19 protein-coding genes and 1 pseudogene are annotated in these 26,598 nt (G+C 45.1%); 7 read left to right on the top strand and 13 right to left on the bottom strand.

Annotation, left to right across the window (positions count from 1 at the left end; genetic code table 11):
• Positions 1–177: 177 nt before the first annotated feature.
• The 7 genes from rpsA to gyrA form a co-directional block, all read right to left on the bottom strand.
• Entirely contained in the window at positions 178–1,857 is a 1,680-nt protein-coding gene (rpsA, locus tag TOI97_RS12505) for a 30S ribosomal protein S1 (RefSeq protein WP_321554469.1), read from the bottom strand.
• A gap of 156 nt (positions 1,858–2,013) precedes the next feature.
• Positions 2,014–2,697 (bottom strand): (d)CMP kinase, encoded by a 684-nt coding sequence (gene cmk, locus TOI97_RS12500; protein WP_321554468.1) that lies wholly within the window; start codon positions 2,695–2,697, stop codon positions 2,014–2,016.
• The gene (locus TOI97_RS12495) at positions 2,694–4,928 is read right to left on the bottom strand and encodes a bifunctional prephenate dehydrogenase/3-phosphoshikimate 1-carboxyvinyltransferase (protein WP_321554467.1); all 2,235 of its coding nucleotides are present in this window, start codon (positions 4,926–4,928) and stop codon (positions 2,694–2,696) included. The genes cmk and TOI97_RS12495 overlap by 4 nt, the downstream gene beginning before the upstream one ends.
• 1 nt (position 4,929) lies before the next feature.
• Entirely contained in the window at positions 4,930–6,042 is a 1,113-nt protein-coding gene (hisC, locus tag TOI97_RS12490) for a histidinol-phosphate transaminase (RefSeq protein WP_321554466.1), read from the bottom strand.
• 54 nt (positions 6,043–6,096) lie between these two features.
• Positions 6,097–7,191 carry a prephenate dehydratase gene (gene pheA, locus TOI97_RS12485; protein ID WP_321554465.1) on the bottom strand — a complete coding sequence of 365 codons (1,095 nt, stop codon included), beginning with the start codon at positions 7,189–7,191 and terminating at the stop codon, positions 6,097–6,099.
• Positions 7,192–8,274 carry a 3-phosphoserine/phosphohydroxythreonine transaminase gene (gene serC / locus TOI97_RS12480; RefSeq protein ID WP_321554464.1) on the bottom strand — a complete coding sequence of 361 codons (1,083 nt, stop codon included), beginning with the start codon at positions 8,272–8,274 and terminating at the stop codon, positions 7,192–7,194. It abuts the gene before it with no gap.
• 7 nt (positions 8,275–8,281) lie between these two features.
• The gene (gyrA, locus tag TOI97_RS12475; RefSeq protein ID WP_321554463.1) at positions 8,282–10,966 is read right to left on the bottom strand and encodes a DNA gyrase subunit A; all 2,685 of its coding nucleotides are present in this window, start codon (positions 10,964–10,966) and stop codon (positions 8,282–8,284) included.
• 895 nt (positions 10,967–11,861) lie between these two features.
• On the opposite strand from gyrA, the pseudogene TOI97_RS13375 reads away from it, so the two are divergent.
• The 4 genes and pseudogenes from TOI97_RS13375 to TOI97_RS12460 form a co-directional block, all read left to right on the top strand.
• Positions 11,862–12,210 (top strand): annotated as a pseudogene (locus TOI97_RS13375) (amidohydrolase family protein); the annotation flags it as partial.
• Positions 12,211–12,394: 184 nt separating this feature from the next.
• Positions 12,395–13,093, top strand: a complete 699-nt coding sequence (ubiG, locus tag TOI97_RS12470) for a bifunctional 2-polyprenyl-6-hydroxyphenol methylase/3-demethylubiquinol 3-O-methyltransferase UbiG (protein ID WP_321554471.1) — start codon at positions 12,395–12,397, stop codon at positions 13,091–13,093.
• Positions 13,093–13,752 (top strand): HAD family hydrolase, encoded by a 660-nt coding sequence (locus TOI97_RS12465; RefSeq protein WP_321554462.1) that lies wholly within the window; start codon positions 13,093–13,095, stop codon positions 13,750–13,752. The genes ubiG and TOI97_RS12465 overlap by 1 nt, the downstream gene beginning before the upstream one ends.
• Positions 13,753–13,822: 70 nt before the next feature.
• Positions 13,823–14,560 carry a YciK family oxidoreductase gene (locus TOI97_RS12460; RefSeq protein ID WP_321554461.1) on the top strand — a complete coding sequence of 246 codons (738 nt, stop codon included), beginning with the start codon at positions 13,823–13,825 and terminating at the stop codon, positions 14,558–14,560.
• A 158-nt stretch (positions 14,561–14,718) separates the two neighbouring features.
• On the opposite strand, the gene rluB is transcribed toward TOI97_RS12460, so the two are convergent.
• The 3 genes from rluB to TOI97_RS12445 all read right to left on the bottom strand — a co-directional run bounded on the left by rluB (position 14,719) and on the right by TOI97_RS12445 (position 19,687).
• On the bottom strand, positions 14,719–15,729 hold the full coding sequence (rluB, locus tag TOI97_RS12455) for a 23S rRNA pseudouridine(2605) synthase RluB (protein WP_321554460.1): 1,011 nt from the start codon (positions 15,727–15,729) through the stop codon (positions 14,719–14,721).
• A gap of 95 nt (positions 15,730–15,824) precedes the next feature.
• Positions 15,825–18,059 carry a bifunctional 23S rRNA (guanine(2069)-N(7))-methyltransferase RlmK/23S rRNA (guanine(2445)-N(2))-methyltransferase RlmL gene (rlmKL, locus tag TOI97_RS12450; RefSeq protein ID WP_321554459.1) on the bottom strand — a complete coding sequence of 745 codons (2,235 nt, stop codon included), beginning with the start codon at positions 18,057–18,059 and terminating at the stop codon, positions 15,825–15,827.
• A 608-nt stretch (positions 18,060–18,667) separates the two neighbouring features.
• Positions 18,668–19,687: a quinone-dependent dihydroorotate dehydrogenase gene (locus TOI97_RS12445; protein ID WP_321554458.1), complete on the bottom strand. Its 1,020-nt coding sequence runs from the start codon at positions 19,685–19,687 to the stop codon at positions 18,668–18,670.
• A gap of 240 nt (positions 19,688–19,927) precedes the next feature.
• Between TOI97_RS12445 and lexA the strand changes: the two genes are divergently transcribed.
• A complete protein-coding gene (lexA, locus tag TOI97_RS12440) occupies positions 19,928–20,548 on the top strand; it encodes a transcriptional repressor LexA (RefSeq protein WP_321554457.1) in 621 nt (206 codons plus the stop codon).
• An 11-nt stretch (positions 20,549–20,559) separates the two neighbouring features.
• Positions 20,560–21,054, top strand: a complete 495-nt coding sequence (sulA, locus tag TOI97_RS12435; protein WP_321554456.1) for an SOS-induced cell division inhibitor SulA — start codon at positions 20,560–20,562, stop codon at positions 21,052–21,054.
• A gap of 65 nt (positions 21,055–21,119) precedes the next feature.
• On the opposite strand, the gene gltX is transcribed toward sulA, so the two are convergent.
• Positions 21,120–22,592, bottom strand: coding sequence for a glutamate--tRNA ligase (gene gltX / locus TOI97_RS12430; protein ID WP_321554455.1), 1,473 nt, complete (start codon positions 22,590–22,592; stop codon positions 21,120–21,122).
• Between the two features lie 126 nt (positions 22,593–22,718).
• The gene (uvrB, locus tag TOI97_RS12425; protein ID WP_321554454.1) at positions 22,719–24,734 is read right to left on the bottom strand and encodes an excinuclease ABC subunit UvrB; all 2,016 of its coding nucleotides are present in this window, start codon (positions 24,732–24,734) and stop codon (positions 22,719–22,721) included.
• A 166-nt stretch (positions 24,735–24,900) separates the two neighbouring features.
• Between uvrB and TOI97_RS12420 the strand changes: the two genes are divergently transcribed.
• On the top strand, positions 24,901–26,097 hold the full coding sequence (locus tag TOI97_RS12420; RefSeq protein ID WP_321554453.1) for an amino acid aminotransferase: 1,197 nt from the start codon (positions 24,901–24,903) through the stop codon (positions 26,095–26,097).
• Between the two features lie 107 nt (positions 26,098–26,204).
• Here TOI97_RS12420 and TOI97_RS12415 read toward each other — a convergent pair whose 3' ends face one another.
• Entirely contained in the window at positions 26,205–26,471 is a 267-nt protein-coding gene (locus TOI97_RS12415; RefSeq protein WP_321554470.1) for a DUF503 domain-containing protein, read from the bottom strand.
• Positions 26,472–26,598: the final 127 nt, after the last annotated feature.

Below are 26,598 nucleotides of genomic sequence, written 5' to 3'. Positions count from 1 at the left end.
AACCGCGTTCGGTTATTTGTTTGATGGCCTCAGCTTTGAATTCAGGTGTAAAACGTGGTTTTGCCATGATGCTCTCCTAAAGGTTTATTCTAACTTAAGGAGTGTCTAGTGTTTTAGGGGAAGTCCAGTATAAAAAAAGGGTGGCTAAAGCCACCCTTTTTGAATGCTAAGAACGAATCAGTTCTTGCCTTCCTGAGCTTGACGAATCAGATCACCTAAAGTGGTCGGACCAGCTGCTTCAACTTCTTGCTTGCGCATTTCTTTCATTGCATCTTTTTCTTCTTCAACGTCTTTAGACTTGATAGACAAGTTAATAACGCGAGATTTACGATCGATGTTGATAATTTTAGCTTCAACTTCGTCGCCTTCTTTCAACACGTTACGTGCATCTTCTACGCGGTCACGGCTGATTTCAGATGCTTTCAGAACTGCTTCGATATCATCAGCTAAAAGTACAACTGCGCCTTTAGCGTCAACCTCTTTAACAGTACCTGTCACGATAGAGCCTTTTTCGTGCTCAGAAGCATAGCTAGAGAATGGATCATCTTCGAGTTGCTTAATACCTAAAGAGATACGCTCACGCTCTGGATCTACCGAAAGGATTACAGTTTCTAACTCATCGCCTTTCTTGTAGTTACGAACTGCTTCTTCGCCTGCTTCGTGCCAGCTGATGTCTGATAAGTGAACCAGACCATCAATGCCACCTTCTAGACCGATAAAGATACCGAAGTCAGTAATAGACTTAATAGTACCGGAAATTTTATCGTTCTTGTTATACTGGCTTGAGAAGTCTTCCCATGGGTTAGATTTGCACTGCTTAATACCCAGAGAAATACGACGGCGCTCTTCATCAATGTCCAGAACTTGAACTTCAACTTCGTCACCCACCTGAACAACTTTAGAAGGATGAATGTTTTTGTTAGTCCAATCCATTTCTGAAACGTGCACTAAACCTTCAACACCTTCCTCCAGTTCAGCAAAGCAGCCGTAGTCAGTCAGGTTGGTTACACGTGCCATGACACGAGTACCTTCTGGGTAACGGGCTTTGATTGCTACCCATGGATCCTCACCTAACTGCTTCAGGCCTAAAGACACACGGTTACGCTCACGATCAAACTTCAATACTTTAACGTCAATCTCGTCACCAACATTAACGATTTCGCTTGGGTGCTTAATACGCTTCCAAGCCATATCGGTAATGTGCAGCAGGCCATCAACACCACCCAAGTCAACAAAAGCACCGTAGTCAGTAAGATTCTTAACGATACCTTTAACTTGCTGGCCTTCTTGCAGGTTCTCAAGCAATGCTTCACGCTCAGCACTGTTTTCTGCTTCCAGAACTGCACGGCGCGAAACAACAACGTTGTTGCGTTTTTGATCAAGCTTGATTACTTTGAACTCAAGCTCTTTACCTTCTAAGTGCGTAGTGTCGCGAACCGGACGTACGTCTACCAGTGAGCCTGGTAAGAAAGCGCGAATTCCGTTCACATCAACTGTAAAGCCACCTTTAACCTTACCGTTGATGACACCCGTAACAACTTCTTCAGCGTTAAATGACGCTTCAAGAACAAGCCATGACTCAGCACGCTTCGCTTTTTCACGGGACAGTTTGGTTTCACCAAAGCCGTCTTCTACCGCATCAAGTGCAACGTGAACTTCATCACCAACTTTGATGGTCAGTTCGCCCTGCTCGTTATAGAACTGCTCAACTGGGATAACACCCTCTGATTTTAAACCAGCGTGTACTGTTACCCAATCACCGTCAATATCAACAACAAGACCAGTGATAATTGCACCGGGCTGCATGTCTAGAGTTTTTAGGCTTTCTTCAAAAAGGTCTGCAAAGCTTTCGCTCATGTTTAATCCTGCTGATCGAGGGCAAGGATCTGCCCAAATCCACATTCCAGATTAATGTGGTCTTATTTATAAAATGAGCTGATGTAAGCTGAGCATCTGGAAGCATTACATAACTCATGAGAGAGTCATTCCACATTAATTGCGGCTACTCTTGTTTTATCCAGCCAGGCTGCGAACAGCAACCTCGCTAAGAATTCTTTCTAGCACTTGCTCAATAGTCATTGTCGTTGAGTCCAAGACAACAGCGCCTTCAGCGGGCTTCAACGGGGCAATGGTTCGATTCATATCACGTTCATCGCGGGCACGAATCTCCTCAAGCAGACTCGCTAATGTAACAGCTTCCCCTTTTTCCTTCAACTGAAAATAACGACGACGGGCACGTTCTTCTGCGCTTGCCGTTAAAAAAATTTTGAGTGGCGCATCAGGAAAAACCACAGTCCCCATATCACGTCCATCTGCAATTAAACCTGGGACTTGACGGAAACTTTGTTGACGACGCAATAAACCTGCACGCACAGCCGGCAATGCAGCAACTTGTGAGGCCTGCGCACCTATAGTTTCGGTACGGATTTTATCTGTAACATCATTGCCTTCTAAAAAGATGAGCTGTTTATGGTCTTCATTCACAATAAACTGTACATCCAAAGCAGTGGCCAACTGCTCAAGCTGAGCTTCATCATCTAGAGCAACATCATGTTGCACTGCAGCCAACGCTAAAACACGGTAAATGGCACCAGAGTCCAGTAAATGCCACTGTAAATGACTGGCTAATAAACCGGCTACGGTACCTTTTCCTGAGCCACTTGGCCCATCAATGGTAATGACAGCGGGGAGACTCATGCTTGCTCCTCGACAGCTACACGCATACCAACTTTTCCGCATAACTCTAAAAAGTTTGGGAAAGACGTAGCGACATGTACGCTATCATGGATACGGATAGGGGCTTGAGCACGCAACGCAGCTACACTAAAGGACATAGCGATACGATGGTCACCATGTGCCCACACCTCACCACCACCGATCGGGCCACCTTCAATAATAATTCCATCCGGTGTACCTTGCGCGTCAACACCTAAAGTAGTGAGACCATCTACCATCACTTGAATACGGTCAGACTCTTTGACACGCAACTCTTCTGCACCGCGCAAAACTGTGCGCCCCTCAGCACAAGCTGCGGCAATAAAGAGCACTGGAAATTCATCAATCGCTAAGGGAACGAGCTCAAGAGGAATTTCAACACCTTTTAGACGCGAACTGCGCACGCGAATATCAGCAACCAACTCACCGCCTACTTCGCGAATACGCTCAAGACTGAGGTCTGCACCCATAAGCTTTAAAATATCAATGATGCCGGTACGTGTTGGGTTGATTCCCACATGTTCAAGTAACAGTTCAGAATCAGCTGCGATACAAGCAGCCACCATAAAAAAAGCTGCCGAAGAAATATCTGCAGGCACCTCAATATGCGTCGCAGTTAAAGCATGATTACTTTCGATTTTAGCGGTAGGACCATTTACTTCAACCGGATAGCCGAAACCGCTCAGCATACGTTCCGTGTGGTCTCGAGTGGGTGCGGGCTCTGTGACGCTAGTTTCTCCTCCGGCGTACATACCAGCCAATAACAGACAGGATTTGACTTGCGCACTGGCCATAGGCATTTCGTAATGCATACCGGTAAGGCGTTGCCCGCCCCGAATCGTCAAAGGTGGACGACCTTCTGGTGCGGTTTCAATGACAGCACCCATTTCACGTAAAGGCTTAGCTATACGATTCATTGGTCGCTTAGATAATGAGGCATCGCCTGATAAAGTTGTATCAAAAGATTGCGCTGCTAAAATGCCTGATAGCAGGCGCATGGTCGTACCTGAGTTACCAACATAAATCGGTCCAGGAGGTGCTTGCAAACCATGCAGCCCAACACCATGAACAACTACTCGTCCATTTTCAGGGCCTTCAATGACGACGCCCATATCGCGAAATGCTTGAATAGTTGCTAAAGCATCTTCACCTTCAAGAAAACCTTCGATCTCGGTAACACCTTGCGCTAAAGAACCAAGCATAATGGCTCTGTGCGAAATAGATTTATCACCTGGAACGCGAATGGTGCCGTTAACTTGCCCGCCTGGGTTAGCTAAAAAAATCAGATCATTATCAAGCATGGTTTCCACATAGGCCCTTTGGGCTAAAATTGTACTGAAATGTTCGCGGGCTACACGTGCACGGGTAAAGACACCAAGCAAGTGACGCCCATTTTCTTCGGCAATAGCGTTGCGTAGCACATCAAGATCGTCCCGAAACTGATCCAACTGCTGCAGAACAGCATCTTTATTGGCCAAAAAGATATCGTGCCACATGACAGGATCACTACCTGCTATACGGGTAAAGTCACGAAAACCACCGGCGGCATAGCGAAATATTTCTAAATTTTCGTTTCTTTTTGCCAAGGAATCGACTAAGCCAAAGGCTAAAAGATGTGGCAAATGACTAGTTGCAGCCAGTACCCGATCGTGCTGCTCCACACTCATGCTTTCCACATCTGCGCCTAACCCTTGCCACAATTGCTGTACGCACCTCAATGCGTCTGGGTTGGTCTGCTCATGAGGGGTTAATATTACTTTATGATGTTTGAAGAGTGTTGAGTTTGCTGCTTCAACGCCACTGCGTTCAGATCCCGCGATCGGATGTCCAGGCACTAGTAAAGGAGGTAAAACTCCAAAAACTTTTTGCGCAGCTGTTAAAAGATGTCCTTTCACGCTACCAACATCGGTAATAATAGTATCTGTCAGTTTTAGGTCGGCAATCTGACCTAGCAAAGTTTGCAAAGCTAAAACAGGGACAGCAAGCATTATGACGTCCGCTTCTTTGCAAGCCTCAGCTAAATCATTACAGCAACGGTCAGCCACCCCTAATTCTACAGCTCGCTTGCGAGAATGCGGATCAAGATCAACACCAACAACTTCTTGCGCTAATCCTGCATCACGCACACCTTTAGCAAAAGAAGAACCGATGAGTCCCAGGCCTATCACGACGAGGCAATTGACAATCGGTACTGATGAGGGTGTGCTGTGCATATTAGTCCTGCTTTAAAACTTCAGTGAGTGCATCCAAGAAGCGTTGGTTTTCTGCTTGCGTACCAATAGATACACGTAAGAATGTTGGCATGCCGTAACCAGCAACAGGCCGTACAATCACACCTTTCTGCAACAATTCTTGATTGATAGGGCTCGCATCACGCTGAAAGTCTACAGCAATAAAGTTTCCTCGTGAGGGAATCCATGACAATCCTAATCGTTTAAAGCCTTCTTCGAGTTGCTGCATACCTTGATTATTCATAGTTCGACTGCGCTCAAGATACTCTTGATCATCCAATGCAGCACAGGCGGCAACAAAGGCTAAACTATTAACATTAAAAGGCTGGCGTACACGATTGAGTACTTCTGCAATTTCTTTTGAAGAAACCGCATAACCAACGCGCAACGCCGCTAAACCATAAGCTTTAGAAAACGTGCGTGAAACTAATAGATTTGAATAGCGACTCAGAAAGTCCATGCCGTCGGGCAAGTCACTTTGCTCTGCATACTCAATATAGGCTTCATCTAAAACTACTAATACATTATTTGGTACTTTTCTTAAAAAAGCATTCAGCGCTGCCTGATCAAACCAAGTGCCCGTAGGGTTGTTAGGGTTGGCAATAAAGATTACGCGCGTGTTGTCATCAATCGCAGCGGCCATTGCCTCTAGATCGTGGCCATAGTTTTTAGCCGGGACCTGACGACATTCTGCTCCGGAAGCTAAGGTTGCAATAGGATACACTGCGAAAGAGTATTCACTAAAGATGGCATTACGACCCGGAGCTAGCCAAGCTCGAGCTACTAGCTCCAAAATATCATTAGAACCATTACCTAAAGTAATCTGCTCAGTTTCAAGATTGAAGCGGTGAGCCAGCTTTTCTTTTAATGCAAAACCACTGCCATCTGGATAACGGGTTAAGTCAGGTAATGCCTCTGTAATTGCAGCAGTAACTTTAGAGCTAGGGGCGAGTGGGTTTTCATTACTGGCTAATTTAACAATGTCTGACTCTTTTAAGCCGAACTCACGTGCTAGTTCTTCAACGGGTTTACCCGGTACATAAGGAGATAACTCTTGAACACTAGGTAAAGCCAGAGTGAGAAAATCAGAACTCATTTACTTCCCTCAAACAATGAGTTGCTGCCCTTACAACAGCAACTTTTAATATGGTTAGAGAACCGCGTTAGGGTAGGATCCTAGCACTTTAAGTGCTACTGACTCCTGAGCAATTTTCTCAAGTGCACTTTTAACTAATGGATCATCTTTATGACCTAAGAAATCAATAAAGAATACGTAGGTCCACTTACCGCTACGCGATGGACGCGTCTCAATACGGGTTAGATCAATGCCGCTAGTGTGAAAAGGAATTAAAAGCTCGTGTAAAGCACCTGGCTTATTGCTCATAGAGATAATAACTGAGGTTTTATCATCACCAGTAGCCGGCACGGTTTGATTACCAATGATCAAAAAGCGCGTTGAATTGTCAGGACGATCTTCAATTTTATCCGCTAGGATGTCTAAATCATACAACTGCGCTGCCATATCACCAGCAATGGCCGCACTGTTCCACTCACTTTTAACCCGTTTAGCGGCTTCAGCGTTACTTGATACTGCAACACGTTCCACGTTAGGGTAATGTGCATCAAGCCACTTACGGCACTGCGCTAAAGACTGTGCATGGGAGTAAATCCGAGAAATTTTATCAGTTTTAGTATTTTCACCTACCAATAGATGGTGATGGATTCGTAGCTCTACTTCTCCACAAATCACTAAATCATGCTCAAGAAAACTGTCTAAAGTGTGATTAATGGCACCTTCTGTTGAGTTTTCTACTGGAACAACACCAAAGCTGACCGCACCAGCTGCCACCTCGCGAAAAATTTCATCAATTGCTGCCATTGGCTTGCTGACGACTGCATGACCAAAGTGTTTCAAAGCTGCGGCCTGTGAGAAAGTGCCCTCAGGACCTAAATAAGCCACTTTCAACGGTTGCTCTAAAGCTAGGCAAGTGGACATAATCTCGCGAAATAAGCGGGCCATCTCCTCATTGCCGAGCGGACCTTTATTCATGCTCATAATACGCTTTAACACTTGCGCTTCACGCTCAGGCCGATAGAAGACTGCTGTTTCGCCCTCTTCTAAAGTTTCCATTTTAATGCGCCCAACTTCCTGGGCGCACTGCGCACGCTGACTGATCAACTCAAGAATTTTTTCATCCAAAGAGTCGATGCGCACACGTAATGCTTGTAATGCTTGATCACTCATTTACGCGTGCTCCTTCTCAAATTCCTGCATATAAGCTACTAAAGCTTCAACAGCTTCTAAACTCACAGCATTATAAATAGAAGCACGCATCCCACCAACTGAACGGTGACCTTTAAGGTTGAGTAAACCACGCTCATCGGCGCCGGCTAAGAATGCTTTATCCAGCTGAGCATCAGCCAAGCGGAAAGGTACATTCATCCAAGAGCGAGCATTGGCAGACACAGGGTTGTTATAAAAACTGCTATCATCAATTGCTTTATATAAAAGCTCTTGTTTAGCACGGTTACGCTGCTCCATCGCTGCAACACCACCCTGCTCTTTAAGCCATTTAAAGACTAAGCCGGATAAGTACCATGAAAAGGTAGGTGGCGTATTGTACATTGAGCTATTATCTGCAGCCACTTGATAGTTCAGCATGGTTGGGCAACTTGCGCGCGCTTTACCCAATAAGTCTTCACGGACAATAGCGACCACTAAACCACTGGGGCCAATATTTTTTTGCGCCCCCGCATAAATCATGCCGTAGCGACTCACATCCAATTGTTTAGAGAGAATGTCGGATGACATATCAACTATCAGAGGCACATCACCGGTTTCCGGTACCCAGTCGAACTGTAAACCACCTATGGTTTCATTGCTCGCATAATGCACGTAAGCAGCATCTTTACTGAGTTCCCACTCATTCTGACCCGGAATAGCAAAGTAGTCATATTTTTTAGCGCTGGCAGCAATATTGATGTTGCCAAAACGGCTAGCTTCTTCAATACTTTTGCGTGACCAAATGCCTGTATCAATATAATCAGCACAAGCACCGTCAGTTAAAAAATTTAATGGAATCTGAGCGAACTGTTGACTTGCCCCTCCTTGCATAAACAACACTTTATAGTTATTTGGAATGCTTAACAGGTCGCGTAAATTTTGCTCGGCTTCAGCAGCAATACCAGTAAACTCATCACTACGGTGACTCATTTCCATTACTGACAAGCCCTTTCCTTGCCAATCTAGTAGCTCGTTTTGTGCCTGTTGCAATACGGCCTCTGGAAGCGCAGCAGGACCTGCGCAAAAATTATAAACTCTACTCACTGCTCTCTCACTCTTCCGGGTTGCTTGGCTCATCGCTCAGCACTTGCTTATTTTCGCTAATGATATTCTGCTCGGGCTCTGTAACTGCATCAGTATCTACAGCCGCAGCATCAGCATCTACAGCCGCAGCATCAGTTTCATCACCCACCAACTCTTCGTCTTCGGGCTCTTGTACACGCTCCAAACCAACTAAGGTTTCATCAGCGGCCAAACGTATTAACATTACGCCTTGGGTATTGCGTGATAATGATGAGACTTCATCAACACGTGTACGTACTAAAGTACCTTGGTCAGAAATCAGCATAATTTCCTCACCGTCGAGAACTTGGATAGCGCCAACTAAATTACCATTACGCTCATTGGTAACCATTGCAATGACACCTTGCCCACCTCGTCGGTAATTCGGGAATTCAGCAATTTCGGTCCGTTTGCCATATCCACGCTCTGAAGCAGTCAAAATTTGCGTATGCTCTTCAGGGATTAACATGGAAATGAGTTTCTGTCCTGCAGGTAAACGCATACCACGAACACCACGTGCAGTACGTCCCATAGGGCGAACATCTGTTTCAGAAAAACGAGTCACCTTACCGCCATTAGAAAACAACATAACATCTCGCTCACCGTCAGTGATTGCAGCAGAAATAAGAGTATCTTCATCTTCTAATGCCAAAGCAATTAACCCCGAGGTTCTTGGGCGACTAAACTGCTCCAGTGGTGTTTTCTTCACGGTACCATTTGCGGTTGCCATAAAGATATAATAGCCTTCTGTGTACTCATTCACTGGAAGCATGGCAGTGATACTTTCACCTTCATCGAGTGGTAATAAGTTTACGATCGGTCGTCCGCGAGACGTGCGTGACGCCTCAGGGATCTCGAAAGTACGCTTCCAGTACACCTTGCCTTTACTGGAAAACAACAACAGTGTGGTATGACTGTTGGCAACCAATAAATGCTCAACAATATCTTCATCTTTAACGCCAGTCGCTGCTTTGCCACGTCCTCCTCGACGCTGTGCATGGTAAGCATCTAATGGTTGACTTTTGGCATAACCTGAGCGGGAAATAGTCACTACACGCTCTTCTTCAGTGATCAGGTCTGCAATGGTTAAGTCAACATGTGAAGCGGTAATTTCAGTACGGCGCTCATCACCATAATCAGCTTTGATCTTTTCCAACTCTTCGCGGATTACTTCTAGCAAACGCTCAGAGCTTGCCAAGATATGCAGAAGCTCGCTGATTTGCTCAAGAATCTCTTGGTACTCAGCAATCAGTTTTTCATGCTCAAGGCCGGTTAAGCGGTGCAAGCGCAAATCTAAAATTGCTTGAGCCTGCTCTGGTGATAAGTGATAGAACCCTTCACGCATGCCGTACTGTTCATCGAGATCCTCTGGACGACTAGACTCTGCACCTGAGCGCTCAACCATCGCGGCAACCGCACTGGATTCCCAAGCGGTCGCTATTAAGCGTTCTTTGGCTTCTGCAGGGGTTGGAGAGTCTTTAATCAATGCAATAACTGGGTCAATGTTGGATAGTGCAACAGCTTGACCTTCAAGGATATGCCCACGCTCACGAGCTTTACGTAGTTCAAATACGGTGCGACGTGTCACTACCTCACGACGGTGGCGCACAAAAACCTCTAGCATGTCTTTGAGGTTTAGCAAACGTGGTTGACCATCAACCAAGGCAACAACGTTGATACCAAAGACACTTTGCATCTGAGTTTGTGCAAAGAGGTTGTTAAGGACGACCTCAGCTACTTCACCCCTGCGCAATTCAATGACGACTCGCATACCGTCCTTATCTGACTCGTCGCGTAGTTCACTGATGCCTTCGATTTTTTTCTCTTTTACTAGCTCTGCAATTTTCTCAATGAGACGCGCTTTGTTCAGTTGATATGGAAGCTCATTGATAATGATTTGCTGACGTCCACCGACCTTATCAATGTCTTCAATTTCAGTGCGGGCGCGCATATAAATGCGACCACGCCCAGTTCGATAAGCCTCGATAATACCCGCCCGACCATTGATAATACCTGCTGTCGGGAAGTCAGGACCGGGTATAAACTGCATCAGCTCATCTACAGTGATGTTCGGATTGTTAATTAGAGCTAAACAACCATCAATAACTTCACCTAAGTTATGCGGTGGGATATTGGTTGCCATACCAACTGCAATACCGGAGGATCCATTCACTAGCAGGTTAGGGATTTTCGTTGGTAGAACCTCAGGGATCATTTCAGTGCCATCATAGTTCGGCACCCAATCCACTGTTTCCTTATCTAAGTCAGCCAGTAATTCATGGGCCAACTTGGTCATGCGCACCTCGGTATAACGCATGGCTGCAGCATTATCGCCGTCTACGGAACCAAAGTTACCTTGGCCATCAACCAGTAGGTAGCGCAAGGAGAACGGCTGGGCCATACGTACAATAGTATCGTATACCGCCGTATCACCATGCGGGTGATATTTACCGATAACGTCACCGACGACACGCGCCGATTTTTTATAGGGTTTATTCCAGTCATTACCCAATTCACGCATCGCGAACAGCACACGCCGGTGAACAGGTTTTAAACCGTCACGCGCATCTGGCAACGCTCGCCCAACGATTACGCTCATAGCGTAATCGAGGTACGACTGTCGCATTTCATCTTCGATACTTATCGGAAGGATTTCTTTGGCCAATTCACCCATGGAAGCTCGGTTCCTTATTAATTCATCATGCCCAATTCAAGCCATGTATAGTAACACATGCAGCGCAAAGGCGCTCAATCTTAGACTAGGCCTTTTTGCCGCTATAGCCCGTATAATTGATTTTAGGGCTGTTCTCGAAGGCTTAACCTCTTAACAGCCCCTGCATATTCAGTTAAGACTCCATACTGCGCTTTTGCATGAGCGTACAGATTTTGATACGAAAAAACGGTTTAATGAAATCGCACCCTATAATCAAACCAATGAGCCGACTGGTGTTATATCAAATAATGAATTGTAGGCCACCGTTGATTTAACTCCTCAATGACAAGCAGCAAAGCTACAGTTTTATTGAAACATCATTAACACAAATGCAGCCCGCTAAGCTTGCAGCGCACATAATAAATAAACCGTATTTGACAGTTCCCAACCTTAATTATTCTAACTGCTGAAAATCAATCCAATGATTTCTACATGCCGACGTGGCTGCTCTAAGTAAGTCGACAGTACTACAATAAAAGCAGCAGCCTCTTTAGCTGCACAGCTTACCAGCACTTGAGTAACAACTGAGCGTTACCTGAAAGCTGCTCACAACAATGCCAAATATTCTCCTATGGTAAAAAGTTTAGATCCAGTAAGTACAGTGCTCCATCACTCCAACGTCTTTGCTTTCCTGTAGCTAGCATCTGTTTTCGTATCGATCGCATATCCTTGATAAATAATCAGTTATGACCGAACCTGCAGATCTATCTGCATAATTGATACTTGTTATGAAGCGCTCTCTCAGAAAACACTTACTCCACTCACCCAACAGGATTCTGCATGCTGCACTCGCCATTAGACTTGTTACTACTCCCGAAAGGCTCTTACCCATTGAGCCAGCTGGCGCAGTATTTTTGCTATAGGGACTGACGGCGCAGCAAATAATAACCTTGTTTTACTCAGCGAGATACGAACTACAGCTCTGTTAGTTAAAGCTATAGTAAAATCCGTCAGCCCTATGGCTGCTCACCGAGCATTACGTATGGCGCCCGCTCATAGGCTTATTAGAAGATCAAATAGGATCATTAGAAGTAGGAAAGTTAGCCGGTATCACGGCTTTTGATTTTAATGATCCATCCGTGCAGACGTTATACGACCCTGTTTCTCAACTAATCTATGCCGCAGTCGCCACTGTGTAGAACATGTATGGGCTGGGTGGCAAACAACTGTTAAAAGATCGCCGCCTGTTACGTATAAGTGAATAAGCCATTATTGGTGATAGTCGATATTGTAAGGATAAAATCTTATTAAAAACAAATACTTATAAGAAATTGTTGAAGTTTTTTATAGGATTTATCATTACCCCAAAAATAACATTAAAAGCAAAATCGATAAAAAACTGGCATTATGTCCGAATTATGTCGCGGCATGTATCGTATAGGACAGATTATGACCAATGTAGACAATGCTGAAATTGCGAAATTTGAAGCCTTAGCTCATCGCTGGTGGGATCGTGAAAGCGAGTTCAAACCTCTGCATGATATTAACCCGCTACGGGTTAACTGGATTAATGAACGCACACCTTTAGCAGGTAAAAACGTTTTAGACGTTGGCTGCGGCGGAGGTATTTTAAGCGAAGCCATGGCTCAGCGTGGCGCTAAAGTCATAGGGATTGATATGGGGGAGGCACCACTGGCCGTCGCCCGCCTACATCAGCTTGAAACAGGCGTAGATGTGAGTTATCGACAAGTCACCGCTGAAGAACTGGCCGAAGAAATGCCGGGGCACTTTGATGTGGTAACCTGTTTAGAAATGCTTGAGCATGTACCTAACCCAGCTTCCATTATTCGCGCTTGCTACAACCTTGTTAAGCCCGGTGGCCAGGTGTTTTTCTCTACAATCAACCGAAACCCCAAAGCCTACTTGTTTGCCATTGTTGGGGCTGAATATGTCATGCGTCTACTGCCACGCGGTACCCATGATTTTAAGAAGTTTATTCGCCCATCTGAACTGGGTGCATGGAGCAGAGCTGCGGGTTTACAGGTCCAAGATATGATTGGTCTCACCTATAACCCGATAACTAAACGCTACAAATTAGAGTCTGATGTGGATGTCAATTATATGATGCATACCACTAGGGATACCTAATGTCCATTAAAGCGGTTTTATTTGACCTGGATGGAACGTTATTGGACACCGCCAAAGACTTCTACGCTATTGTTCAAACAATGCGTGCAGAGCGTCAGTTGCCACCCTTAGTGCATGAGGAGAGATTTCGACAACAGGTTTCTCGAGGCGCTCTAGCTATGGTTGCCTATGCCTTCAATCTCAACATGGAGAACCCACAGCTTGAGCCTTTACGTGATGAATTTTTAGCTCATTACGAGATACGTTTTGCTGAGTTCACCAAGCCTTTTACTGGAGTTTTAGAACAGTTAAATTTTCTAGACCAAGTGGGTATTCGTTGGGGCGTAGCTACCAATAAACCGCTACGCTTTGCTGCACCATTGATGAAAGCTTTAGGTTTATCAGCACGCTGCGCAGTATTGCTGTGCCCTGATCATGTCGAAAAAAGCAAGCCCGCACCCGATATGCTATTGGCTGCTAGTAAGCAGTTAGCATTTCACCCGCGCCAAATTATTTATGTGGGCGATGATCAACGTGATATAGAGGCCGGCCGTGCTGCAGGTATGCGCACAATTGCAGTTCGTTATGGCTACAACCAAGCCGGTGACAACCCTGATAACTGGGGGGCCGATGCTGTGATCAATAATATCAGCGAACTGCGCTTTCTACTGGAAATCTAGGGCTACTCTTAACAGGCTAGATTTTACATAAGAAGACTAACTTAACTCATTGTTTTTAAAGAGATTAATAATGTTTAATTACACTGCTCCTGCTGATTTATTAAAAGGCCGCACAATCCTCGTGACAGGCGCTGGTCGCGGTATTGGTGCAGAAGCAGCACGCACCTATGCTGCTCACGGTGCAACCGTTTTGCTATTAGGCAAAACCGAAAAGCACCTTAATACGGTCTACGATGAAATCGTTGCGGCCGGTCACCCTGAACCAGTAATTATCCCATTGGATATGGAAGTGGCCAGTATGCAAGCCTATGAAGAACTAGGTGCAATGATTGAAGAAGAGTTCGGTTATTTAGACGGCTTACTCAACAATGCTTCTATTTTAGGCCCTCGCACCTTGCTAGATCAGCTCGCCAGCGAGCAGTTTGTCAAAGTCATGCAGATCAATGTGAATGCCACTTTCATGATCACCAGCGCCATGCTACCACTGCTGCGCTTATCTAAAGATGCATCGGTGATCTTTACCTCCAGCAGTGTAGGACGTAAAGGTCGAGCCTATTGGGGATCTTACGCGGTATCTAAGTTTGCAACTGAGGGATTGATGCAGGTAATGGCTGATGAAATGGAAGGCACCAGTATCCGTGCGAACAGCATCAATCCTGGTGGAACTCGTACTGATATGCGTGCCCACGCATACCCTGGCGAAGATCCGCTTACTCGCCCAACCCCAGCAGATATTATGCCGCTGTACTTGTACCTCATGGGCCCAGACAGTAAAGGCGTTACTGGTCAAGCTATGGATGCTCAGTAACCCTCCAACAAGCCGCATCACTGTGCCAGTACGATGCGGCATTCCCGCTCGATCCGTCCCCACTTCAAAAGCATTAATTTGATCTGATAGCTTTTACATAGATTCTGCAGCCAACTCATATGAGAGAAGCCCCTGGCTGCAGATCAGGATATTATAACTTACTTGGTAGGGCGTAAACGACGCACAGGTGTTTTCTTACGCTCCGTAGAACTAGAGCTGCGTGGTCTTTTAGAGTCTTTAGCAAACTCTGTTGGCTGTTCACGACTGGTAGTGTAAACCGTTTTTTCAGAACCGCGACGATTACCTCGACCACTATTAACCGGCTTAGCCGTTTTGCGCTGTTGGCGTTCCATCTTCTCTTTAGCTTTTAAACTCATTTCAGGTAAAGCAATGGGCTCTAAACCCACTTCCTTACTGAGAATATCAACTTCAGACTGACTCATCTCACGCCAACGACCCATACGCAACTCAGATGTTAAGAAAACGGGTCCAAAACGCACACGCTTCAAACGACTGACCACAACGCCTTGAGATTCCCACAAGCGACGTACTTCTCGGTTACGCCCTTCCATTACCACACAATGGAACCAACGATTATAACCATCACCTTCAGGTGCCGCTTGAATATCGGTAAATTTTGCTGGGCCATCTTCCAACATCACACCATTTCTCAAGTTTTCGAGCATCTCATCAGTCACTTCTCCACGTACACGCACAGCGTATTCACGGTCCATTTGATAGGACGGATGCATCAAGCGGTTTGCCAACTCACCATCTGTAGTAAACATCAATAATCCAGTGGTATTGATATCTAAGCGCCCAATATTGATCCATCGGCCCGCATGTGGCTTAGGAATACGATCGAAAACGGTCGGACGACCTTCTGGATCATTACGAGTGCACAGCTCACCTTCTGGCTTATTATAAATCAGCACACGACGCTGCATAAAATCAGCAGCATCGTTTTGAAGTGGACGACCGTCGACAGTAATAGCGTCTAAAGCATCCACTCGCGCGCCTAATTTAGCAACACGGGAATTGACTTGGATGCGACCTTCTTCGATCCAACGTTCCATTTCACGGCGCGAGCCAACGCCCATACGGGCTAAGACTTTTTGTAATTTTTCACCTGCTGGTACAACAGCAGTTTGCTTGGTTTTATCATTCATTCTAAGCACCTCCCGGTGGGTTGCTTTTAATTATCATATTATAAACTTGCAAAGTTACTTATCATACGCTTCACTTCAGCAATATACGATCTAAATCAGTCAGTACGCTGAGTAATATGCCATGCTTGGTGTATCTTTTTATTTCGGGAAAAATCTGGATCAAAAGTTTGCCCTGTAATATTAGTCACTTGATAACGTTGCTCAATGCTTTCATCCATCACAAAACGACGGAAATTATTAGAGAAATACAGGCTGCCGCCAGGCGCTAAACGGGCCATCGCGCGATCGAGCAAGACAACATGGTCACGCTGTACATCAAATACATCATCCATGCGTTTAGAGTTAGAAAACGTAGGAGGATCAACAAAGATCAAGTCATAAGTTTCCCGATCATTTTCTAACCAAACCATGACGTCAGCATGCACGAGATTATGTTTATCAGAGAACCCATTTAGTGCTAAATTACGCTTAGCCCAGTCTAAATAAGTCTTTGATAAATCAACACTTGTCGTACTGCGCGCCCCGCCCTTTGCAGCATGCACAGTTGCTACTGCGGTATAACAAAATAAATTTAAAAAACGCTTACCTATCGCCTCTTGCTGAATGCGCATGCGTATAGGACGGTGATCTAAGAATAAGCCAGTATCTAAATAGTCAGTCAGATTCACCAATAGTTTAGCTCCACCCTCAGTAACCGTTATAAACTGTCCTCGCTCTGCTTGGCGTTCATATTGACGAGTACCAACCTGTCGTTCGCGACGTTTAATCACAATCCGCTCAGGCGGTATACTCAGCACCTTTGGAATTGCAGCCAGCGCATCTAAAAAACGGCCTTGAGCTTTCTCTGCATCGATACTGCGCGGTGCAGCATATTCTTGTACGTGCACCCAGTTAGCATAGATATCAATCGCCAGTGCGTACTCCGGCATATCTGCATCATATAAGCGGTAGCATTCAATCTTTTCTTTACGCACCCAACGGGATAGCTGTTTAAGATTCTTTTTTAAACGGTTAGCAAACATTTGTCCGCCTTCACTTAAACGAGCAGGCTCAACAGCTACCATAGGTTGCTCTTGCTCGCCCGTTAAGCGTGGAGCTGTGTCATGAATAGGGTGAGCATTCTCTTGTTTTTTTGATCTGTAATCTAAAACAAACCGTTCAGGAGTTACTTGGAATAACAGCAAGCGACACGGTAAAGCACCGTTAAATAATGAATACTGTTTATGACTGCGTAATCCCATACGTTTACCCAGTTCAGGCGACCCAGTAAATACAGCTGCATCCCAACCTAGGCAGGTACTACGCAAGCGCTCACCTAAGTACTGATAAAGATACAATAAACTTGCCTCATCACCCAAGCGCTCACCATATGGTGGGTTGGTCACGATCAAGCCTGTTTGCCCCTGATCAGGTTTAGGTTCAAAGGTTGCTAACTCGCCTTGATAAATATTAACCCAACCGGCTAAGCCCGCTCGCTCAATATTATTACGTGCGGGTTGAATCAGTCGTGGGTCAGCTTCATAACCACGAATCCATAATGGTGGCTGAGCTAAGCCTTTTGCTGCACGCTGCTGGGCCTCTTCATAAATCGGCTGCCAAATGGCGGGTATGTGGCCTAACCAACGTGTAAACCCCCAGCGCTCACGGCGTAGATTTGGTGCTATATCAGCAGCCATCATTGCGCCTTCAACAAGAAAAGTACCGACACCGCACATAGGGTCAACCAATGCCGCACCCTGCTTAGCCAGTTTTGGCCAGCCCGCACGTAGTAAAATAGCGGCTGCTAAATTTTCTTTCAAAGGTGCAGCGCCTTGCTGTAAGCGATACCCTCGCTGATGCAAACTGGTACCAGATAAGTCAAGTGAAAGTGTTGCTTCCCCGCGGTTAAGGTGTAAGTGAATACGCACATCCGGATTAACTTTATCCACCGACGGGCGATTACCGTGCTCATCACGCAAAGCATCAACAATGGCATCTTTAACTTTTAATGCACCAAAGTGTGTGTTATCAACACCGGAGCCGCGACCAGTAAACTCAACGGACAAAGTGCCATTAGCTGATAAATGATCAGACCAGTCCAAATCATTAATACCGTGATACAAGTCTTCTACGTTTTTTACATTAAAACGTTTTAATACCAGCAATATACGGTTAGCCAGTCGTGACCATAGACAGAGTCGGTAAGCGGTTTGCAAAGTGCCATGCCCTGAAACACCTGCTAGTTGCTCGCGAGCATCCATTAGACCAAGTGTCTGCGCTTCATCTAGCAACAAACCTTCTAGGCTTTTAGGGCAGGTTAAATATAATTCAACTTCTTTATTCGCGGGCATAAATATTCCAGTAGGTGCTTAATTTAAATCTATAGATTGAGCAGCCTCATTAGTTGCAGGCTGGTCTATAATTCTTCATCATTTCATAGCAAATGAGTACGTTTTATGAAGCATATGTGGCCGAGATCAAAGCCAGTAAGGCATTAAAGTTAAGAGTAAAAAACTGATCTTTATGCTTTTTGTATTCACTTATCCTGTATACATACGCCAAAACATTCGTTCAATGATAGCGCAACATCAGCTAAAACTCTTATATGTTTGCCCTTTTCAGCCAGCATAGAATGTTTGGGAGCATATGGGTTTTACAACGCTATAATATACGACCTCATAATAAAGTCGGCGGTAACAATTCTAGTCAATAGCTAAAGCTTCTACATTAATGAAAAGACTCAAGCGTGATCCATTAGAGCATGTTTTTTACATGATCATCAGCATGATATCACCAGAAAACCTCATGATCTTTGCCCGTTTAAATCCTTAATCACTCGCTAAGTTTGGTTAATTAGCTGATGGGGAGGTTTTCGGCGCAGCTGAGCGGGTTCAATGCTGCAAACTGCGCACAATACCCTAATAGCACCCCACGACTTCAAGGGGGGGATATAAGTTAATCAATTCAAACCTGCTATTGCGTCCACCGACTCACGAATAAGCTTTGGGCCGTTATAAATAAACCCTGAGTACACTTGCACTAGACTGGCTCCTGCTGCAATTTTTTCTGCTGCATGACGGCCGTCTGTAATACCACCAACTGCTATTATGGGTAAGCGACCTTGCAAAATCTCAGCTAATACTCGCACCACGTGGGTACTTTGTTCACGAACTGGAGCACCAGATAAACCGCCAGACTCATCAGCATGCAGCATCCCTTCAACGCCGTTACGGGATAGAGTCGTATTGGTTGCAATCACAGCATCCATACGTGTCTCAATTAAAATATTAGCAACTTCAACAATTTCTTCATCACTCATATCCGGAGCAATTTTAATTGCCAAAGGCACATACTTGCCGTGCAACGCAGTCAACTCCTCTTGACGCTGACGTAAAGTGCTAAGTAAATTTCTTAAAGAATCACCAAACTGCAACGTGCGCAACCCTGGTGTGTTTGGTGAACTGATATTGACTGTAATGTAACTGGCATGTCGATATACTTTATCCATACACAGCAAGTAATCATCAGCTGCATTTTCCACTGGAGTATCAGCATTTTTCCCAATATTAATCCCTAACACCCCAGAAAAATTAGCGTTCTCTACACGCTCTACAAGGTGATCAACTCCAAGGTTATTAAACCCCATCCGGTTAATAACCCCCTCCGCCGCAGGCAAGCGAAATAAGCGTGGTTTTGGATTACCTAGCTGTGGTCGCGGAGTGACTGTCCCTATTTCAATAAAGCCAAACCCTAAGCCTGACAACCCTAAAATAGCATCGCCATTTTTATCAAGACCGGCAGCTAAACCAACAGGGTTTGGAAATTCAATTCCCATCACGGTGACTGGCAACGAGGTTGGCTGCTTAATCACTCGCTTAGGAAGCCCAAGCCGTCCTGCCGCACCTAGTGAATCAATGGTTAACTCATGTGCTGTTTCTGGTGAGAGTTTGAAAAGTAAACGACGCAATAAACTATACATAGGTCAGTATCAAAACAATTAAGATAGATGCCATGATTATAGCGGGTAAACCTCAACTACGCAGGCCTATTCACCTGCTATCGACTACATATCGCATGTATCTTATAAAACGACATAAACTGGTGTCTTTCTCCTGCCCAGCCTTGCACGAAAAAGCTCAAAACAGCCCGCAAGAAACGTTGCATATAAAAAATGACTGTATACAATAACAGGCACTGTATAAAATAACAGAGTCTGATTATGCCTAAATTAACAAAACGTCAATCTGAGATTTTAAGCTTTCTTAAAACTTGGATCGAAGATAATGGTTACCCTCCAACCCGTGCAGAAATTGCTAAAGAGTTGGGGTTTAGATCACCAAATGCTGCCGAAGACCATCTTAAAGCTTTGGCACGCAAAGGCGCGATTGAAATGATTCCAGGAGCATCCCGCGGACTCAAAATCATTGATCCTGTGGACGCCAGCGATATCATTTTCAATGAAAATGAGCTGCCCGTAATTGGCCGTGTTGCTGCCGGTGAACCTATACTCGCTCAGCAACACATTGACGGCACCTGCCCTGTAAATCCAGACATTTTTAAACCACGTGCTGACTATCTATTACAAGTACGGGGCATGAGCATGAAAGATATTGGTATTCTTGATGGTGACCTTTTAGCTGTACACGCCACCAAAGAAGCACACAATGGGCAAATTATTGTTGCCCGTATTGATGATGATGTCACCGTAAAACGTTACAAGCGTGAGGGCGATACGGTTTGGTTGTTACCTGAAAACTCAGACTTTGAGCCAATTATCTTGGACCTGAAAACCCAAGAGCTCATCATTGAAGGCTTGAGTGTCGGCGTAATACGCCGCTAAGTAGAGGATTTATGACTCGCCAAATACCCCTAGAACATTCATTATTTGAGCCACTTATGAATGTTGCAATGACGCCAGTATTCGCTACTTCTACTCATAAGTCCCAGTTTAAAACAGGGAGTACAAGCGATTTATATGACGATCTATTTAGCGAAATTACTCTAGCAGGACAAGCACAGCAATGCTTACAACTTATTGCCCCCATCTTGCGTGATCTCAGCGAGGGTGAGCATGATCGTTGGCTGACCTTAATCTCACCACCTAATCAGATTACAGCCCAATGGTTACGCGATACGGGCTTAAACCGTGAGCGTATTTTAGTTTTACATCCGAGCGGCCTGCAAAGCAGTCTAGAATTGGCACAGGATGCATTACGCTTAGGCTGCAGCCATACAGTGGTTAGCTGGTTCAACCCCCTACCCTATGCAGCACGAAACCTCTTAACGACTGCAGCTCGCATGGGCTCAACACAGCTCTTAAACATCCGTCAACCCTCATCGATCTGACATCCTAATCAGATCGTTTGCCGCGCTTACCCTTATTGGGCAGCGCGGCTTTTTTCATTTGGGTATTACTTTAAGAGCTTTTCCCAAGCTTTCACTTCTTTCTTTGAGGCGCCGCCAAGCATCTCAAGTGCTTGACGCAAACGAAATCGAGTTAAGTCAGGACCCAAAATAGCCATAGCATCTAAGACAGAAACCGAGCTTGCTTGCCCAGTTATGGAGGCAAACATTAACGGCATAATATCGCGCAGTTTCAATTCTAAAAGTTCAGCCGTTTCATTAATACAAGCGGTAATGCCATCTTTATTCCATTGCCGCAAACCTTCAAGTTTCCATAATACAATCTGCATCGCCTGACGCACTTGTTTTTCATCCAACTTTTTGTGTTTAAAAAGCTCTGGATCTAAAGGCACGCTACCCGAAAAAAAGAAACCAGCTAAGGGCGCAATTTCACTAAAAGTTTCCACACGACCTTGTACGTGCGGTGCAATCTTCATCAAGTAATCGTTATTGAAGGCCCAGTTGCGCGCAGCCTCCGCAAAGGCTTCTACGCTAAGTTCACGCAGCCACTGACCGTTAAGCCACGATAGTTTTTCTACGTCAAAGATTGGACCGCCTAAAGAAACACGATTAATATCAAAGTGTTCGATCATTTCTTCAAGAGTGAATTTCTCACGCTCATCAGGCATAGACCAGCCCATACGGCCGAGATAGTTGAGCATCGCCTCAGGCAGATACCCCATACGTTCATAAAACGTAACGGAAGTAGGATTCTTACGCTTAGATAGTTTGCTTTTATCCGGATTACGCAACAATGGCATATAACACAAGGTTGGTTGTTCCCATCCAAAATACTCATATAATGCAATCAGTTTTGGCGCAGAAGGCAGCCACTCTTCACCGCGCAGCACATGGGTGATTCCCATTAAATGGTCATCAACCACGTTTGCTAAAAAGTAAGTTGGCAGACCATCAGCCTTCATCAGAACCTGCATATCCATACGGTCCCAACCAATTTCAACCTTGCCACGCAGCATGTCTTCAACAACACATACGCCCTCGGTTGGCACACGCATGCGAATCACATGAGACTCACCTGCATCAACACGTTTTTGTGCTTCTGCTGGATCTAAGTGTGAACAGTAACCATCGTAAGCTGGCGTCTGCTTATTGGCCATTTGTTCGGCTCGAACTTCATTAAGGCGCTCAGCGCTACAGAAACAAGGGAAAGCATGGCCATTTTTCACCAATAAATCCGCGTGTTTTTTATAAATATCTGCCCGCTCACTCTGACGGTAAGGACCGTGAGGACCACCCACATCTGGTCCTTCGTCCCACTCAATACCTAGCCAACGTAAGGAGTCATAAATTTGCTGCTCTGACTCTCGGCTTGAACGCACTTGGTCAGTATCCTCAATACGCAGAATAAATTGACCACCGTGCTGACGCGCAAAACACATGTTAAATAATGCAATATAAGCGGTGCCAACATGTGGATCACCAGTGGGCGAAGGTGCAATACGAGTACGTACAGTGGTCATTTAGTTCACTCAAAGCTAATGAATTGGAAAAATCAATCAAGTATCTTAACAAATTCTGGTCGAATCACTCCAGCTGTGCTTATAACAGATGCACTGTATTTAAATACTGTAGATCAATTCTAGTCGTTAAATATCAAGTAAGCGCAAACGTAACCGCTGAATCTCATCGCGCAATTGCGCTGCAGCTTCAAATTCAAGATCGCGAGCTAATTGGTACATCTCTTCTTCCAACTGCTTTATGCGTTGGCTAACCTCTTTTGGCGATCGCAGCTGCTGATCATATTCAGCTGCCCGCTCAGCAGCCTTCACCTGAGCTTTGCGTTTATTACTGCGCGATCCCGGCACCACAGCACCTTCCATAATATCTTTAACACTTTTCTTCACACCAACTGGTGTGATCTTATGCTTAGTGTTAAAAGCAATCTGCTTTTCACGGCGACGGTTGGTCTCTTCAATCGCCCGCTCCATGGACCCAGTAATACGATCAGCATATAAAATAGCTTTACCATTGAGATTGCGTGCAGCACGGCCTATGGTCTGGATCAATGAACGCTCAGAACGCAAAAAACCTTCTTTATCGGCATCTAAAATAGCCACCAAGGATACCTCGGGCATATCTAAACCTTCTCGTAATAAGTTGATTCCAACCAAGACATCAAAAACACCCATACGCAAATCCCGAATAATCTCGACGCGCTCTACGGTATCAATATCTGAATGCAAATAACGGGCGCGCACATTATGATCCGTTAGGTATTCTGTTAAGTCTTCGGACATACGCTTCGTCAGTGTCGTGACTAAAACTCGCTCATCTAAAGCAATACGTTCACTGATCTGTGAGAGCAAGTCATCTACCTGCGTCAAAGCAGGACGCACTTCAATTTCCGGATCAATTAACCCAGTTGGACGTACAACCTGTTCCACCACCTGCCCAGAGTGCTCGGCTTCATAAGGGCCTGGTGTTGCAGAAACAAAAATGGTTTGCGGGCTGACTGCCTCCCACTCATCAAAACGCATCGGACGGTTATCCAATGCCGATGGCAAGCGGAAACCATAATTAACCAGATTTTCTTTACGTGAACGGTCACCTTTATACATGGCCCCAATTTGAGGTACAGATACGTGGGACTCATCGATAATCATTAAAGCATTATCAGGCAGGTAATCATATAATGTCGGTGGCGGTGCACCAGGCTTACCACCTGACAAATAACGAGAATAGTTTTCAATGCCATTGCAATAGCCTAGCTCGAGGATCATCTCGATATCAAAACGTGTGCGTTGCTCTAAACGTTGAGCCTCCACAAGTTGATCATTATCTCGTAAATAATTTAAACGTTCAGCCAACTCAACTTTAATGTTCTCGACCGCTTCGAGCAGGGTTTCCCGTGGCGTGACATAGTGCGATTTAGGATAGAAAGTAAAACGCGGCAACTTACCAATGACCTGTCCCGTTAAAGGATCGAAAGCACTGATACTTTCAACTTCATCATCAAACAACTCAACACGAATAGCTTCAAAGTCCGATTCAGCTGGATATACATCAATTACATCTCCGCGCACTCGAAAAGTAGCGCGAGAAAAATCCACTTCATTGCGGGTATATTGTAAATCTGCTAAACGCGCCAATAAAGTGCGTTGATCAATACGGTCACCACGGTCTAAATGCACCACCATTTTCAAATAACTATCAGGGCTACCTAAACCATAGATACTGGAAACTGTCGCCACAATGATGACATCTGGACGCTCAAGCAGTGCTTTGGTCGCGGATAAGCGCATTTGCTCAATATGGTCATTGATGGAGGCATCTTTCTCAATAAAGGTATCCGAAGCCGCGACATAGGCTTCCGGTTGGTAATAATCGTAGTAAGAGACAAAATACTCAACAGCGTTATTGGGAAAGAACTCTTTAAACTCCCCGTAAAGTTGTGCGGCTAATGTTTTATTCGGCGCTAAAACAATAGCGGGGCGTTGCACATTTTGAATCACATTAGCCATACTAAAAGTTTTTCCAGAACCCGTCACACCATGCAATGTTTGATGTGATAATCCAGCCTCTAAGCCTGCAACCAGCTTACGAATAGCTTCAGGCTGATCTCCTGCGGGCTCAAATTGTGTGACAAGCTCAAAGCGTGACATGCATACCCCTAATAGCCAAAGTGGTTAAACTACAAAAATCATATCAAAACAAATTTTAAATAAAAAAGTGGAGAGCTTGTTATAATACCTGCCGAATCGCGCTGCGTCTCGACGCAGTGTCTGTTAAGCTAATCCCTCCATTCCACAATTATCGAGTTCGCTAAACATGAGCCTGTTCTCTGCCGTCGAAATGGCGCCACGCGACCCAATCTTGGGTTTGAACGAAGCTTTTAACGCCGATACCCGCCCGCAAAAAGTCAATCTCGGTGTTGGTGTTTATTACAATGAAGCTGGTCGTATCCCCTTGCTAAAAGCAGTTGAATTAGCTGAGAAAGCACGTGCAGAAGCACGAGCCCCTCGCGGCTACCTACCCATAGAAGGTATTGGTACATACGACAGTGCGGTACAAAAACTGTTATTTGGTGCTGATTCAGACATTATTAAATCGGGTCGCATTATCACTAGCCAAGCGGTCGGTGGTACTGGAGCGTTAAAAATTGGCGCTGATTACCTCAAGCGTTTATTACCAAACGCCGTAGTAGCGATCAGTGATCCAAGCTGGCAAAATCATCGTGCATTATTTTCAGCTGCTGGATTCCCTGTACAAAATTACCGCTATTATGATCCAATTCAGCAAGGTGTTGATGTCGAAGGTATGCTAGAGGATTTACGCGAACTACCGCGTCAATCCATTGTTGTTCTGCATGCCTGCTGCCATAACCCTACTGGGGTAGACCTTAACACTGAGCAATGGCAGGCAATACTAGAGGTATTAAAAGAATGCAATCACGTGCCATTCTTGGATATAGCTTATCAAGGCTTTGCTGAAGGGATTGATGAAGATGCGGCAGCTGTACGCTTATTTGCTGACTCAGATATGCCCTTCTTTGTCTCTAGCTCTTTCTCTAAATCCTTCTCCCTTTATGGTGAGCGTGTTGGTGCCCTATCGATTGTGGCCGGATCAAAAGAAGAAGCAAAACGAGTTCTATCACAACTCAAGCTAGTGATCCGGACCAACTACTCTAACCCACCAACACACGGTGCTTCTGTCGTTGACTTAGTACTGAATACTCCAGAATTAAACGCCCTCTGGCAAGAAGAACTTGGAGAAATGCGTGACCGCATTATGCGCATGCGCAAATTGATGGTTGAGCAACTTGCAGCCAAAGGCGCAAAAAAAGATTTCAGTTTTGTGGTTGAGCAACGCGGCATGTTCTCTTATTCAGGTTTAAGTAAAGAGCAAGTGGAGCGCTTACGTGATGAGTTTGGAATCTACGCTGTAGCTAGCGGCCGCATCTGTGTTGCAGCCTTGAACTTAAACAACATTGATGCAGTAACTGACGCTATCGTCCAAGTACTGTAAAGATACGTATTTAGGTGCTCACTAAACTACACTTAAGCCAGAATCTGTTTTAGATTCTGGCTTTTTATTGTCGAAAACAACCCCTTCCTTTTAAAAGAAACCGAAAACTATAGAAACTGCTGGCGCACATCAAGCACTCGCCCTTCTACAGTACGTTGTAGCTTGTCTTCAATTTGACTGCACAGTGACGTAACTTCACGCTTTGTCATTCCAACCACTACGAACGACCATTCACTCTTATCATGACTGTCAAGCTCACCACTTTCGCACACAGCAACAGCTGGATTACGGCCAAAACGCTCATGTAGCCCACCGATACGCTGCCGTTTTTCTTTCAGTGAAGTACAGCCTGGCAGTGAGACTGTGAAGGTTATTGGACTTCCCCTAAAACACTAGACACTCCTTAAGTTAGAATAAACCTTTAGGAGAGCATCATGGCAAAACCACGTTTTACACCTGAATTCAAAGCTGAGGCCATCAAACAAATAACCGAACGCGGTT

This window comes from Denitrificimonas halotolerans, assembly GCF_034259425.1.
GTDB classification, from domain to species: domain Bacteria; phylum Pseudomonadota; class Gammaproteobacteria; order Pseudomonadales; family Pseudomonadaceae; genus Denitrificimonas; species Denitrificimonas halotolerans.
The sequence above is the reverse complement of the archived record's forward strand: the minus strand, read 5'-3'. Positions and strand labels throughout refer to the sequence as shown.